The organism is Actinobaculum massiliense (assembly GCF_001457435.1).
Lineage (GTDB): Bacteria > Actinomycetota > Actinomycetes > Actinomycetales > Actinomycetaceae > Actinobaculum > Actinobaculum massiliense.
Genome location: NZ_LN881716.1, coordinates 205,704 through 219,392, shown reverse-complemented (window position 1 = coordinate 219,392; position 13,689 = coordinate 205,704). Strand labels below are relative to the sequence as shown.

General features: G+C 59.8%; 12 protein-coding genes and 1 pseudogene. 9 read left to right on the top strand and 4 right to left on the bottom strand.

Annotated elements, in window-relative coordinates:
* Positions 1–64: 64 nt before the first annotated feature.
* Both ahpF and ahpC read right to left on the bottom strand, forming a co-directional pair.
* Positions 65–1,717, bottom strand: a complete 1,653-nt coding sequence (gene ahpF / locus BN2664_RS01240) for an alkyl hydroperoxide reductase subunit F (protein ID WP_007000404.1) — start codon at positions 1,715–1,717, stop codon at positions 65–67.
* Positions 1,718–2,278 (bottom strand): alkyl hydroperoxide reductase subunit C, encoded by a 561-nt coding sequence (gene ahpC, locus BN2664_RS01235; protein WP_007000403.1) that lies wholly within the window; start codon positions 2,276–2,278, stop codon positions 1,718–1,720. It lies immediately after the preceding gene.
* Positions 2,279–2,442: 164 nt separating this feature from the next.
* On the opposite strand from ahpC, the gene dapB reads away from it, so the two are divergent.
* From dapB to BN2664_RS01210, 5 genes are all read left to right on the top strand, one after another.
* On the top strand, positions 2,443–3,183 hold the full coding sequence (gene dapB / locus BN2664_RS01230) for a 4-hydroxy-tetrahydrodipicolinate reductase (RefSeq protein ID WP_007000402.1): 741 nt from the start codon (positions 2,443–2,445) through the stop codon (positions 3,181–3,183).
* Between the two features lie 393 nt (positions 3,184–3,576).
* Positions 3,577–4,164, top strand: a complete 588-nt coding sequence (locus BN2664_RS09235) for a hypothetical protein (RefSeq protein WP_007000400.1) — start codon at positions 3,577–3,579, stop codon at positions 4,162–4,164.
* A gap of 68 nt (positions 4,165–4,232) precedes the next feature.
* Entirely contained in the window at positions 4,233–5,129 is an 897-nt protein-coding gene (gene dapA, locus BN2664_RS01220) for a 4-hydroxy-tetrahydrodipicolinate synthase (RefSeq protein WP_007000399.1), read from the top strand.
* Positions 5,130–5,216: 87 nt separating this feature from the next.
* Positions 5,217–6,890, top strand: coding sequence for a ribonuclease J (locus BN2664_RS01215; RefSeq protein ID WP_007000398.1), 1,674 nt, complete (start codon positions 5,217–5,219; stop codon positions 6,888–6,890).
* 156 nt (positions 6,891–7,046) lie between these two features.
* On the top strand, positions 7,047–7,949 hold the full coding sequence (locus tag BN2664_RS01210; protein ID WP_007000397.1) for a hypothetical protein: 903 nt from the start codon (positions 7,047–7,049) through the stop codon (positions 7,947–7,949).
* A gap of 144 nt (positions 7,950–8,093) precedes the next feature.
* On the opposite strand, the pseudogene BN2664_RS09330 reads toward BN2664_RS01210, so the two are convergent.
* Positions 8,094–8,453: pseudogene (locus BN2664_RS09330) on the bottom strand (Ltp family lipoprotein).
* Between the two features lie 103 nt (positions 8,454–8,556).
* Here BN2664_RS09330 and BN2664_RS09115 point away from each other — a divergent pair.
* The 4 genes from BN2664_RS09115 to BN2664_RS01180 all read left to right on the top strand — a co-directional run bounded on the left by BN2664_RS09115 (position 8,557) and on the right by BN2664_RS01180 (position 12,902).
* Complete coding sequence (locus BN2664_RS09115) at positions 8,557–8,736, top strand: hypothetical protein (protein WP_081586520.1); 180 nt, start codon at positions 8,557–8,559, stop codon at positions 8,734–8,736.
* Positions 8,737–9,249: 513 nt separating this feature from the next.
* A complete protein-coding gene (locus BN2664_RS01190) occupies positions 9,250–10,296 on the top strand; it encodes an ADP-ribosylglycohydrolase family protein (RefSeq protein WP_007000394.1) in 1,047 nt (348 codons plus the stop codon).
* Positions 10,297–10,371: 75 nt separating this feature from the next.
* On the top strand, positions 10,372–11,886 hold the full coding sequence (locus BN2664_RS01185) for a purine-cytosine permease family protein (RefSeq protein WP_040316921.1): 1,515 nt from the start codon (positions 10,372–10,374) through the stop codon (positions 11,884–11,886).
* On the top strand, positions 11,886–12,902 hold the full coding sequence (locus BN2664_RS01180; RefSeq protein WP_007000392.1) for a PfkB family carbohydrate kinase: 1,017 nt from the start codon (positions 11,886–11,888) through the stop codon (positions 12,900–12,902). Before BN2664_RS01185 ends, BN2664_RS01180 begins: the two co-directional genes overlap by 1 nt.
* On the opposite strand, the gene BN2664_RS01175 is transcribed toward BN2664_RS01180, so the two are convergent.
* Complete coding sequence (locus BN2664_RS01175; protein ID WP_007000391.1) at positions 12,899–13,669, bottom strand: glucose 1-dehydrogenase; 771 nt, start codon at positions 13,667–13,669, stop codon at positions 12,899–12,901. The genes BN2664_RS01180 and BN2664_RS01175 overlap by 4 nt on opposite strands.
* Between the last annotated feature and the right edge of the window lie 20 nt (positions 13,670–13,689).

The window sequence follows — 13,689 nt, the reverse complement described above, 5'->3', positions numbered from 1 at the left end:
TCTGCGACCCGCTCCGGGCGCTACCTAGCTGGTGCTCCGGTCGAGTTGGCTAACTCTCGCTCGGCTAGTTCGAGGGGCTAGAACCGGAGCGAATGAGGTAATTGAACGCTCCCAGGGAGGCGGTTGCGCCGGCACCAAAAGCAATGGTGATCTGCTTGTATGGTTCGTCCGTGCAGTCGCCCGCGGCGTAGACGCCTTCTAGGGACGTCGCGCCCTCGCGGTCGATAATGATTTCCCCGCGGGCGTTGAGATCGACTATTCCGGACAGCCACGCGGTGCCCGGAACCAGTCCGATCTGCACGAAAACCCCGGATACATCCACGCGATTTGAATCGCCTGACTCGCGGTCTTGCCACGCCAGGCCGGTGACCCGCGCGCCGTCGCCGAGTACCTCGGAAACGGCAGCTCCGGTGACGATATCGATATTGCCCATGTCCCGGGCCTTTTCCACCAGCACTTCATCAGCCTTGAGGTGATCCTGGAACTCAAAAAGCGTCACGTGGCTGGCAACTCCAGCCAAATCAATCGCGGCTTCCACGCCGGAGTTTCCGCCGCCCACAACCGCCAGCGGCTTGCCGGCGAAAACCGGACCGTCGCAGTGTGGACAGAACGAGACCCCGCGGTTTCGATACTCCGATTCGCCGGGAACACCGAGCAAACGCCACTGCGCGCCCACGGCGAGGATGACGCTACGCGCCTGCAACCTGGCCTCGCCCTCGAATTGGGCGGTAATCAGCCCGTCGGCTCCGCGCTCCAGTGAATGGGCGGTGACTCCTTGGAAGACGTTCACGCGGTAATCGCGAATATGTTCCTCTAGGTTCGCGGCGAGTTTGGAGCCCTCGGTGTGGGGGATCCCGGGAATGTTCTCAATTCCCGTTGTTTCCAGTACCTGGCCGCCAATATTTCCCGTCACCAGGGCGGTTTTCAAGCCCTTGCGGGCGGTGTAAATCGCCGCGGCAGAACCGGCCGGGCCGCCCCCAATCACGAGCACATTAAGTGTTCCTAATTCCGTCATTCGCCGCGCCGCCACCGACTGGCGCGGTGCGGCGCCCGCTGCGCCGATGGCGGCGTCCGCACCGGAAGCAACGCCGTCTGCGGATTCGGCCGCGCCCGAAAGCGAGGCGGTGATGCCTTGGTCTTCGAGTCGATCAAGAATTCGCTCGATACCCATGCGCCCCTGGGCGAACTCTTCGCCGTTGAGCATCACGGTAGGCACGCTCATCACGCCGAGGCGCTGTACTTCCTCGCGATTGAGCCCGCCTTCCACCGCGGTGTGGCGGATTTTCGGGTTGAGCACGCTCATGGAATTAAGCGCCTGCACCACCGTGGGGCAGTTTTGGCAGGTCAGCGAGAAATAGGTGGTGAAATCGAGCTCGGGGAGCGCTTCGACCCTCTCGGCAAGTTCCGGCGAAATCTTCACCGGATGCCCGCCTACTTGGAGGAGCGCGAGCAAGAGCGATTCGAATTCATGTCCGAGGGGAATTCCCGCAAAGGTAACCCCGACCTCACTGTTCGCCCGCGCTACCCGGAACGACGGCGTACGCTCGGCGGCCACTTCTCGGACGGTAATCCGCTCCGAAAGAGCAGCGATCTCATCGAGGAGGGTGCGCATTTTCTGCGAATCAGCGGAATCGTCACCGGAGAACTCTAGATTGACCGGCTCGCGAATCAGCTCGAAGTATTTCCTCAGTTGCGCGGTCGTTTGCGAGTCGAGCATTTAGATCTTCCCTGAAAGATCGAAGGACGGGGTGAGGGTCTCGTCGCCCTCTTCCCACTTTGCCGGGCAGACCTCGTCGGGGTGCTTGCGCACGTACTGCGCCGCCTTAACCTTGCGTAGAAGTTCGGTGGCGTTGCGGCCCACGCCCTCCGAGGTGGTTTCGATGTACTGAATCACCCCATCCGGATCGATGAGATAGGTCGAGCGATCGGCTAGGCCGCTGGGGCGCATATTGTCGAAGGCTGAGGTAATCTCGCCCTTGACGTCACCAACCATCGGGTAGGTTACCTTCGAGACGTCGGGGGAGCTTTCGTGCCAGGCTTTATGGACGAAGTGCGAGTCGCGCGAAACTGAGTAGACATCCACTCCAATGCTCTGTAGCTCGCCATAGATGCCTTCCAGATCCGCTAGTTCGGTGGGGCAGACAAAGGTGAAATCGCCTGGGTAGAAGAACACAATGACCCACCGGCCGGCGAAGTCTTCGGTCGAAACATCGACGAAGTCGCCATTGTGGTACGCCTGGGACTCCCAAGGCTTGATTGTGGAGCCAATAAGAGACATTTTTCCTCCTAAGGTGTTTCGAGAGTGGTACGACGACGTCGACGCGCCGTATCCACCTCAGGCTTCGAATGTGAACAACTCTTAATAGGATAGCTTCCAAACTGGAACGATTCCATATTTGAAACTTTGACCGTGATTATCGCCCGCGCTAGTAAGGTCAGAGCATGATCGATATTGCGGTAATTGGATCTGCGGGACGGATGGGGAAGACGGTATGCGCCGCCGTCGAAGCTGCGGAAGATATGAATCTTGTGGCGCAAATTGATCACGAGGGTGAGATTTCCCCGGACACCCTTGGCGGAGCGCAGGTGGCGATCGAGTTCACGGTTCCCTCGCAGACGGAAGCGAACGTGATGGCCCTGCTCGACGCGGGGGTGGACGTCGTCGTCGGTACCACCGGTTGGGGCGAGGATGCTTTGCGGCGCGTGCGCGAACGAGCAGAGCAGGCCGGTCGCTCGGTTGTGATTGCGCCGAATTTTGGGCTCTCGGCCGTCTTTGCCATGAAATTTGCGGCAGCGGCGGCGCCGTATTTTGAGTCGGTGGAGGTCATTGAAATGCATCATCCGGACAAGGTCGATGCGCCCTCGGGGACCGCAAAAACCACCGCGCAAAAAATTGCCGCGGCGCGCGCGAGTGCGGGAGTGGGTGCTAGCCCTGATGCAACGCAAACCGATCCTGGCGGGGCGCGCGGGGCCGTGGTCGACGGCGTTCACGTGCACGCGGTGCGGTTGCGCGGGCTCAATGCGCATGAGGAGATCTTGCTGGGCAACCCCGCGGAACAGCTGGTGATTAGACAGGATTCCTTTGATCGGACGAGCTTTATGCCCGGCGTTTTGCTGGCCGCGCGGAAGGTGCGGGGGAGCGGCCCGCTCACCTACGGTTTGGAAAAGTTCCTCGATATCTAGAAGTGCGACCCGGCGGGGTCTGCAAGCGCGGCCCGGCGAGCGGCCGGAAACTAGCGCCGGTATTTCGTTCCTATTTGACCACTGTTGGTTTTGTGTTTTCGAAACTGCAATATTTTGCAGAAAGACGCGTGATCTGCACGGATTGCCATAGCCTTTCGGAGGGAACGAAGATGAGCGTGAACAATGACGGGCAAGGTCAGCCCCAGTGGCAAAACTCGAACCAACCCCCGTATGGCGGGGTACGGGCAGCAGGGTTATAGCCAGCAGGGATACAACCAGCAGGGCGGTTATGGGTAGCAGGGCTATAACGGCCAGCGAGGCGGTTATGGGCAACCCGGCTACGGGCGGGGCTACGGTATCCCGCCGCAGAAAAAGAGCCAAACCGGACTCATTGTGGGCCTGATCATTGGCGGCGTTCTGCTCATCGCCGCGATTGTGGTGGCGGTTATTTTCCTGACTCGCGATTCGGGCGATGGGCCGGCTCCGGAGCCCGGACAGGTGCAGGTCGACCGGGGGAATAATCCTGCCGCGGATGGAAACAGTGACCAAGGCGGAAACAATGGCCAAGACGGAAACAATGGCCAAGACGGAAACAATGCCCAGGGCGGAGGCGGCGGAAACGTTGACCCGCAAGCCTTCTGGGAAAAGTATCTGAAGGACGTCGACGTCACCGGCGACATGGCTTTTGATGACCCGTCCTGCTCCAGAGCAAGGCGCAGTGCATGGCGGAGAAAACCTCGGGCAAGCTCTCGCAGGTTTTCTACACTATGCAAAGTGGCAACTACGGCTACGATCCCAACCGCACTTTCGATGGCGACGCTTTTTGGAAGGACCTCGAAATCGTCAGCGATAGCAATCGAGGATTGCGGAATTTTCGATAACCTCTTCCCCGAGTTTGACGACGATTACTTCGGCGGCGGCAAAGAGCCTTTCGGCGATACTTTCACTCCCATTACGGGAACCTTTGAGTGGGATAAGTAAGGCTCGCCCGCCGCGTTCAGCAAGTGAACAGGGGATAATAAAAAATCCGGGCCCGCTACACTGCGGGTATGAACGATGTGGTTTCGCGCCCCTTTGGGTCCGTGTCTGTTGCGATGGTGACGCCTTTTAAGGAAGGCGGAAGCCTCGATGTCGACTCCGCCGTCGAACTTGCCAACAAGCTGGTGTCCGACGGGTGCGACGCTCTGCTCCTGAACGGAACCACCGGCGAATCGCCCACCACCCACCAACCGGAAAAAGACGATCTGGTACGCGAGGTGGTGAATGCGGTGGGGGATCGCGCCTTCGTCTACGCGGGTGCGGGTTCGAATGACACCGCCCACGCGGTCCGCATTGCTCGCGGAGCCCAGGCGCAGGGAGCAAAAGGCCTGCTCATTGTGGCGCCTTATTACAACCGTCCTTCCCAAGAAGGCGTCTACCAGCACATTCTGGCCGTGACGGAAGCTGTGGACCTGCCCGTTATGCTCTATGACATTCCCGGACGTACCGGAGTAAAAATTGCCCCTGATACCCTGGCGCGTTTAGCGGAGCACCCGCGAATTGTGGCGGTCAAGGACGCGACCGGCGATGTTCCGGCGGGCTTTGAAAAGATGACGCGAACCGGGCTTGCCTACTACTCCGGTGACGACGCGTTGAATTTTGCCTGGTTGGCGCACGGAGCAGCCGGGGTAGTTTCGGTAGCGGGCCACGTGATTGCCGATCGCTTGCGCGCTCTGGTTGATGAGGTCGACGCCGGAGATCTTCCCGCCGCGCGGGTCGAATTTGCCAGCCAGCAGCGCGTTATTCGGGCAATTATGGGTAGCGGCCAGGGGGCGGTGATGGCAAAAGAGGCCCTCAAACTGCAGGGGATGCTACCTACCGCGAAGGTTCGCCTACCGCTGGTGGGCGCCGCGGCGCAAGAAATCGACGAGTTGGCCACCGTCTTACGCGAAGAGGGGATTCTCTAGCGCTGAGCGAGGCAGGCGGGCACGGAAAACGTCCGCTATGCGCATGGGCTCGGCGCGGCGCGGCTTTGTACGTGAGACAATGGGCCCGTGAGTAGAGAAAACAGCAACCTGCCCGCCGCAAAGGATGCAGTACGCATCGTCCCTCTCGGAGGTCTGGGCGAGGTAGGTCGAAATTGTAACGTTATTGAGTACAAGGGCAAGCTGGTCGTTGCCGACTGTGGAGTTCTCTTCCCAGAAGAGACCCAGCCCGGCGTCGACCTCATTCTTCCTAACCTGGATTACCTAGAAGATCGGCTCGCCGATATTGAGGCAATTGTGCTGACGCACGGGCATGAGGACCATATTGGAGCGGTTCCCTACCTGCTGAAGATGCGCCAGGACATTCCCGTCATTGGTTCCCAGCTCACCATTGCCTTCGTGGAGGCGAAGCTACAGGAGCATCGTATAAAACCCCATACCCGCGTGGTGGAAGAAGGCGATGCCCTCTCGATCGCCGGGATGGAATTCGAGTTCATTGCCGTCAATCACTCCATTCCCGACGCGCTCGCGATGTTCGTGCGCACCCCGGAAGGTAACCTCTTCATTACCGGCGATTTCAAGATGGATCAGCTGCCGATTGACGGGCGCCTTACCGATTTGCGTGCCTTCGCCGCCGCCGGCGAAGAGGGCGTGGATCTTTTCATGTGCGATTCGACGAATGCTGAGGTCCCCGGGTTCGTGCACTCGGAGGCGGAGATCGCTCCGGTCATCGATCGCGTGATTGGCGGGGCGCGTGGCCAGGTTGTGGTCGCGTCTTTCGCTAGCCACGTCCATCGAGTCCAGCAAGTCCTCAACGCCGCCGCCCACAACGGTCGCAAGGTCGCCTTCGTGGGTCGATCCATGGTGCGCAATATGGGTATTGCGGAAGATCTCGGTTATCTGGAGGTTCCGCCCAACACCGTGGTTGACGTGAAGGATATGAACGGGATCGAGCCCAATAAGCGCGTTTATATGTCAACCGGAAGTCAGGGTGAGCCCATGGCGGTGCTTTCGCGCATCGCTAATCGGGCCCATAACCGCATTTCCGTGGGCAAGGGCGATACGGTACTGCTCGCTTCCTCCCTCATCCCCGGCAATGAGAACTCCGTTTTCCGCGTTATTAACGGTTTGATTGCGCTCGGCGCGCAAGTGATTCACCAGGGTAACGAACGGGTGCACGTTTCTGGGCACGCCGCGGAGGGTGAGCTTCTGTACGTTTACAACATTTTGCAACCCGCGTTCGCGATGCCGATTCACGGCGAGGTGCGGCATTTGGTTGCCAACGCCCGCATTGCGGTGCGCACCGGCGTGCCGGCCGAGAATGTGATCGTGGCCGAAAACGGCTCGGTGGTCGATATGCTCGACGGTGAATGCAAGCTGGTTGGCTCCGTACCGTTCCAAAACATTTACGTGGACGGAAGCTCGGTGGGAGACATTACCGAATCGGAGCTGAAGGATCGCCAGATTCTTTCGTCCGAAGGTTTCATTGTCATCTTCGCCGTCATCGACAAAAACGAAAAGGCAATCGTTACCGGGCCGCATATTCAGGCGCGCGCGATGGCCGAGGAAGACGCCGTTTTCGATGATATTCAAGACGACGTGCAGAAAGCTTTGCAGGAGGCAGTGGACAACGGCGCCGATACCTACGGAATGCAGCAGGCAATGCGGCGGGTAATTGGCCGGTGGGCATCACGCAAGCTACGGCGTTCGCCAATGATCATCCCAACCGTCGTCGAGGTCTAGTCCAAGGGTATTTTTGAAAGGCCATTAAATCGCCTTTAACTAGGGAGTATTGTTTCAATTAGTGAGCGGATGCGAGTAGTCCGCGAAAGCTCGCGCGTCATCAGGCGTTCTTGCTCACGCATCGTTGGGAAACCGACCTTACGAAAGGGAAATAACGTGACGCAGAATAACGAGAACCACCCCGAAAACGGGGACACCTCGCCCGGGGGCGAGCAGTCGTACTCGCCGGGGGAAACGAACCAGCATCCATCACAGCAGCAGCCAACGCAGCCCTACCCACAGCAGGGTCCGTCGAACTGGGGTCAGGGCAACCAGCAGCCTTCTTATGCTTCTAACTACGGAAGCGCGCAGACCAACCAGACCGGCGGTCAGTACACGCAGGCCGGCGGCCAGTACGCCCAGCCCGGTGGTCAGTATGGCGCAGGCGGTGGATACGGTCAGAACAACTATGCTCAGTTCGGGTATGGCCAGCCCGGTCCTTACGCTCAGAAGCCCGAAAAGAAGAGCAATACGGGCATGATCATTGGGATCGTGGTGGCGGCCGTTGTGCTCGTGGCGGTTGTTATCGGCGTTATCTTCATGATGAACCGAGACAAGGGCGACGAGCCGACGCCGACTCCGACCACCGCACAGGTGACGGAGACTGCCGAACCGACACCTACCCCTGAGCCGACGCGTGAACCGACGGCTGAGCCCACCACCGATTCGCCCGCGTCCTTCCCTTCGGCGAGCGGTAGCTTCCCGTCGACCTACGACAATGCTCGTATGCGGGACTTCTGGAACAATGTGCTCCCGGCGCTCTACCTGGCCTCTGGTGATCCCAGCCTCGATACGGGCGCCCATCCCGAACTCGCTAAGTGCATGGCGGATAACACCACCGGCAAGATGTCCGATTTCTTCGTGGACGCGCTGGAGAAGTCCTTCACTGGCGACACCTCCGCGATGGAGAACCAGGAATACAACGACACCCAGGCCGGTTATGACGGCTTGGCGATGCTCTCCGCAATGCAGAATTGCGGCGTCAGCTTCGACTCGTTGGCTGGAATGGGAATCGACTAAGTAACAACAAAGAAGTGGGCGTCACCCTCGGGTGCCGCCCACTTCTTATGTGGCTGAGGACTTTAGCATTAGCTGAGCTCCTTAGCCCAGCTGAGGCGGCCCCGCGCCAACGCTTTAGCTAGCCCTTTTGCTCGGCGAGCCCGGCTAGCCCAGCTGAGAGATCGCCCAATCGGCTTCCTCCTGGGTGAATTGCTCGCCGTATTCGGAGGTGGGCTGGTCGCGAATGTCTTCCTGTTACATTCCAGCTTCCAGATAAACTTTCGCGTTTTCTAGGGCGTTCTGCTTGTAATCGATACCCGCGCTATCGACCGCGTACTCGGCCTGGTCAGCCGGGAAGCCATCGGCGATTAAAGTTAGCTGATCGTAGAGATCCTGCCTGCTCATGTGGAACAGATCGAAGTAGCTCTTCGCAGCCGTTACCGCAACCTCGTTCCAGTCGACGTCGAGCGAGTCAACCGCCTCGGTAGCCTCCGCCTCGGTGAACTCGCCGTAGTCTACGAGCATGTGGATCGTTGAATCCCGCCTCATATGCATCTCTTTCACATGCACTCGCGCTTCTTCCACGCGGTTCCGGATTGGGCCGCCCGTCGGGGCATCGGTGGTGGGGTTGTCGATATTTCACGTAGAGGCGGGCGAGGGCGTTTCGCTGGGCTCGACCACTTCGGTGGTGGTGATCGACGGAGTGGGATCCGCCTTAGGTTTGTTGGCCATTTTTATCCCGACGACGACGGCCGCAATTGCCGCGATCACCAGCACCACAATGAGCCAGAACTACCAGACTTTGTAGATCGGCTTCTTTGGAGGCTGGCCATAGGGGCCACCGGGCCATTGCTGAGAATACTGGGCGTAGCCTTGGCCCGGATACTGACCCTGCGGGGGATACTGGCCAAAGTTTTGCCGGCCGTACTGATTTTGTCCGGTTCCGGCCTGGTACGGATTTTGCGGGCTATATTGATTCTGTCCGGTTCTGTCCTGATACGGGCTCTGCGGGCTGAATTGGCTGGAGCTCTGCCCGGTGTACTGATCGGCGCTTTGTGCGCCGGACTGGCTGGAGCTTTGCTCGCTGTGTTGGCTCGCGGCCTGCCTGCCGGCCTGGCTGGCGCCCTCTTAGCGGGAGGTGTTCGATGACTGCTGATTTGATTCGTTGTTTGGGCCTTCGAAGGGTCCCGGTGATTGGAGATACTATCTCCTAGTGGCCTAGCTCTCATTGGTATATGACTAGAATACCTAGGAGTCTTCGAATATTAGTGAATTTTCCCGCTCAACTTGCGGGTAAACGCCGAGCTAGAAAGGCAAAAGAATGGCCGAAGAATTGCCTCCCGAGGAAGCCCTGGCGGGCAACGGCGTCGGCGCGGAAAAACTTCGTGACCGCGCTCGCGGCGCTTTATGGGGATTGGCGATCGGCGACGCGATGGGGATGCCCACCCAGACCATGTCCGCCAGCCAGATTGCCGAAACCTACGGAGCGATTCGCGGCTTTCGTGTCGGTGCGCCAACGCAACCCATTGCACCCAATATGCCCGCCGGCTCGGTCACGGATGATACCGAGCAGGCGCTGCTGGTCGGCAAGCTACTGATAGCGGGCCGAGGCTCAATTTCTCCGCACGACTTCGCCGAAAGTCTCATTGCCTGGGAAGACGCCATGCGGGAGAAAGGCTCCTTGGACCTTTTGGGGCCTTCCACCAAGCGGGCGCTGGACGGAGTACGGCGCGGTGAACCGGTGGAGAAAACCGGAAATTCGGGCACTACGAACGGTGCCGCCATGCGAGTGACTCCGGTAGGGATTGCGGTGCCGCTCGGTCCCGACTTCATTCAGAAAGTGATCGAATCTTGCCAAGTCACGCATAACACCAGCATTGGGATAGCGGGCGCGGCAGCAATTGCCGCCGCTGTCTCGGCTGGCGTTGAAGGCGCCGGGCTGGAGGATGCCTTCGCGGCAGCGCTAGAGGTTTCCGAGCGCGCCGAGCATTTCGGCACTTGGCAGGAGGGGGCGTCGATTCCCGCTCGTTTTGAGTGTTTCTCCTCGTTGGCAGGGAACCTGGACGCGGATGGGTTTGCCGATTTTATTGTGCGTGTGGTGGGAACCTCGGTCGCCTCGCAAGAATCGGTGGTTGCCGCGCTACTTATTGCCCAACGGTTTGCCGGTGACTTCGTGGCCGCGGTGGAGTTTGCGGCAAATATTGGAGGGGATACCGATACCGTTGGCGCGATGGCGGGTGCCATTTTGGGGGCGCAGTGCGGATATTCGCGGCTTCCCGAGTGGGCTGTCGAAGGCATTGAGCAGGCGCAGGGTCTTGAAATAAGCGTGGTTGCGGACGGGCTCCTCCGCCTCCGCAGAGGAAAATGACACAACCTTTCTAATTTGTTCACGAAAAAATATGCAAAACTGCGCAACAGTGCGCAAAATGGGGGCGTAAAATAAATGAGGAACGATGCAGGATCGGCCGTGCTGAGCGCGGTAGAACAGCGCGGAATTGAACCGGTTCCGCGGAGCGAACAGAGCGGAAACCCCTGGCAGCTTTTCTGGGTGTGGTTCGCTGCAAATATTTCCGTGCTCGGATTGCCACTGGGCGTCTCCCTGGTGGCACTCGGACTCAATGTGTGGCAGGCAATCGTCGTCGCCTTCCTCGGTTCATTTGGATCATTCGCCATCGTCGGAGTGATCTCGGTTGCCGGCAAACGCGGCGGTGCCCCGAGCCTCACGCTTTCGCGTGCCGTTTTTGGAGTGCGCGGAAACCACGGCCCAACTTTGATGGCGCTTCTTTCGCGCGTCGGTTGGGAAACGGTCAATACTTCCACGGCGGCTCTCGCCTTCGTAACTTTCTGCTCGCTGCTGTTTGGAACCGCCGGAACCGCGCGGGAAACGCCCATTATGGCGGTGATTGGTGTGCTCCTCTTCGTCCTCCTCACCCTCACGATTTCCGGGCTTGGGATCAACGCCATTAACGAAGTGCAAAAGTGGTCCACTTGGATCTTCGGAGCGCTCAACCTGGTGATCCTTATTTATCTCCTCACCCGCATTGACTGGCAGGCCGCCCTCAGCATGGAGCAAGGCTCCTTCGCGCAGGTCCTTACCGGCATTGGCGTTATCGCGGCGGGTACCGGAATTGGTTGGTCGACCTCGGGTGCGGATATGGCTCGCTACCAGTCCCCGCTGGTGAAGGGCTGGCATCTGGTGGCCTCGGCCTCCGCGGGAGCGGGAATCCCACTGGTCATTATGATTTCCATGGGCTCGCTGATTGGTTCCGGAAATGCCGAGGTATTGGCTTCGCCCAACCCCATGGATACCATTCGCGAATCACTTCCCACCCTCGCCGCCGCCTTCTACCTCTTTATTTCTTTCGCGGGACTGCTCCTTTCCAACCATCTTTCGGTGTATTCGGCGGGTCTGAACTGGATCACCATGGGAGTTCGCGTGCGCCGCACCGTCGCGGTGTTCATTGATGCCGTTCTCACCACCGTGCTGGCGCTCCTCTTCCTGCTGGTTGCGGAGGACTTCTACGGTCCGTTTATCGCCTTCATCTCCGTCCTCGCCCTCCCGCTTTCCGCGTGGACGGCGGTGTTCCTTATGGACATGATTGGGCGGCGTAGCTACACCAAGCCGGATCTTCTTGACCTCACGAGCCACGGCGCCTACTGGTACAAGGGCGGTATCCGCTGGTCCGCCTTCGGCGCGTGGCTGGTAGGAACGGTGATCTCCTTTCTCTGTATCCAGATTCAACCCGGCGAGACCGCCATTTACACCGGCCCCTGGTTCAACACCTGGCTGGGTCAAAGCGGTATGGGCTGGCTCATTGCCGCACTAAGCGCGGCGGTTTTGTTTGTGGTTTTCGGTGGCCTCAAGGTGAGCGGCCCCGATAGTAAGCACGACGCCGAACGCGGTGAGCAAGGTGAGGGATTCCTGGAGCATCTGCAGGTGGGGAAGGCCGAAATCTAATGGGTAATGCCGCGCGCTTTATTAATACCGGGCAAGCCATCGTCGATGTGGTGCTCCGAATTGATGCTCTTCCCGAGCCGGGTGGGGATATCTTTGCCTCCGGCTACCAGATGTCTCCGGGCGGGGATTTCAATGTGATGGCGGCGGCCGCTCGCGAGGGCGCGCGCGTGGTGTACGCCGGAAGTATCGGCTCCGGCCACTTTGGGAGCCTGGTGCGCGAAGCGCTTCTTGCCGAAAACGTGGAGGTACTTCACGCACCGGTCGCGGAGCTGGACACCGGTTTTTGCGTGGCGCTTGTTGATAGCACCGCGGAACGCACCTTCATTTCCACCGTGGGCGCCGAGGGGGAAGTGGAGGTTTCCCAGTACGAGGCTGCGGGGGCGACGCCGCACGACGTCGTCTATGTTTCGGGCTACTCCCTGGTGCATCCGCGCAACCGGGCGGCCCTGTGCTCCTGGCTCCCGCGAATTGATTCGCTCGTGATTGTGGATCCCTCCCCGGTGATTGCAGATGTGGACGAGGGGGCTTTCCGCGCGGTGTTGCGCCGGGCGGACGTTTGGACAACAAATGCGCGCGAAGCGCGGATTGTGGCCGAACGCCTTGGCGTGGCCGACTGCCTCCCGGAGAGCTTTGCGCGGGGTGAGGAGCTTTCTGAGGCGGCCGAGAAACTCGCGAAGGCTTTCGGCTGCACGGTGATCTTGCGATCGGGGAGTCTCGGCGTGGGGCTGGGAATCAGCAACGGCTCCATTTTCGTGCCGCCCCTCAAAGTGGAGGCGGTTGACTCGAACGGTGCCGGGGATGCCCACACCGGGGTTTTGGCCGCGAACCTGGCGGCCGGGCGGACGCTGGGAGTCGCGGCGGCGCGCGCCGGAATCGCCGCCGCAATGGCCGTCACCAAAGAAGGACCCGCGACCAGCCCGAACTCGGAGGAAACCTCACGCGCGTACCGGGACTGGGCCGCGGGCTTTCCCAATGCGGAGCAAATCGAGGCTTTCGACTTGCCCAGTGCCTCTTAGCCGAAGAGCTTGGCGTACACCTGCGGCGTATCGCCAAGGGTGAGTCCGCCGTCGACCACGATTTCGGTGCCTGTCATATAGCTGGCATCGTCGGAGGCAGCGAAGGCAACGACCTTCGCGACCTCATCGGCCCGGCCATTGCGGTTGAGCGCGGCGAGGGCGAGCGGGCTGTCATCGGTGACTCCCGATGCGGCCGTCATGGGGGTGGCGATCGATCCGGGATGGATGGAAACCACCCGGATGCCGTAAATGCCCAGGTCCATGGCGGCGGCCTTCGTCATGCCGCGTACCGCGAACTTCGAGGCGGAGTAGGCGATGGTCTGCACCTGGCCAACCAGGCCGGCCGCGGAGGAAAGATTGACGATCACGCCTTCGGCCCGCTCCTTCATAATCGGGGTGACGGCCTTAATGCCGAGGAAAACTCCGGTGGCGTTGATAGCCATTATTTGCTCGTAATCTTCCAGCGTGGTGTCCTCAATTGACTTCTGCTTGAGGATCCCCGCGTTATTGACGAGGATATCGATCTGTCCGAAACGCTCTAAAGTTAGATCGGTAATTTTCTTCCAGTCTTCGGTCTTAGATACGTCCTGCGTTTCGAACACCGCATTTTCTCCCAGCTCCGCGGCGAGCTTTTCGCCCGCCTCGGCGTTAATATCGGAAAACACGATCTTCGCGCCTTCCTCCACAAAAAGCTTGGCGGAGGCGGCACCCATGCCGCTCGCACCGCCGGTAATAATGGCAACCTTGCCTTCTAGCCGTCCAGTCATAGTGTTTTTCTCCTTAGGTT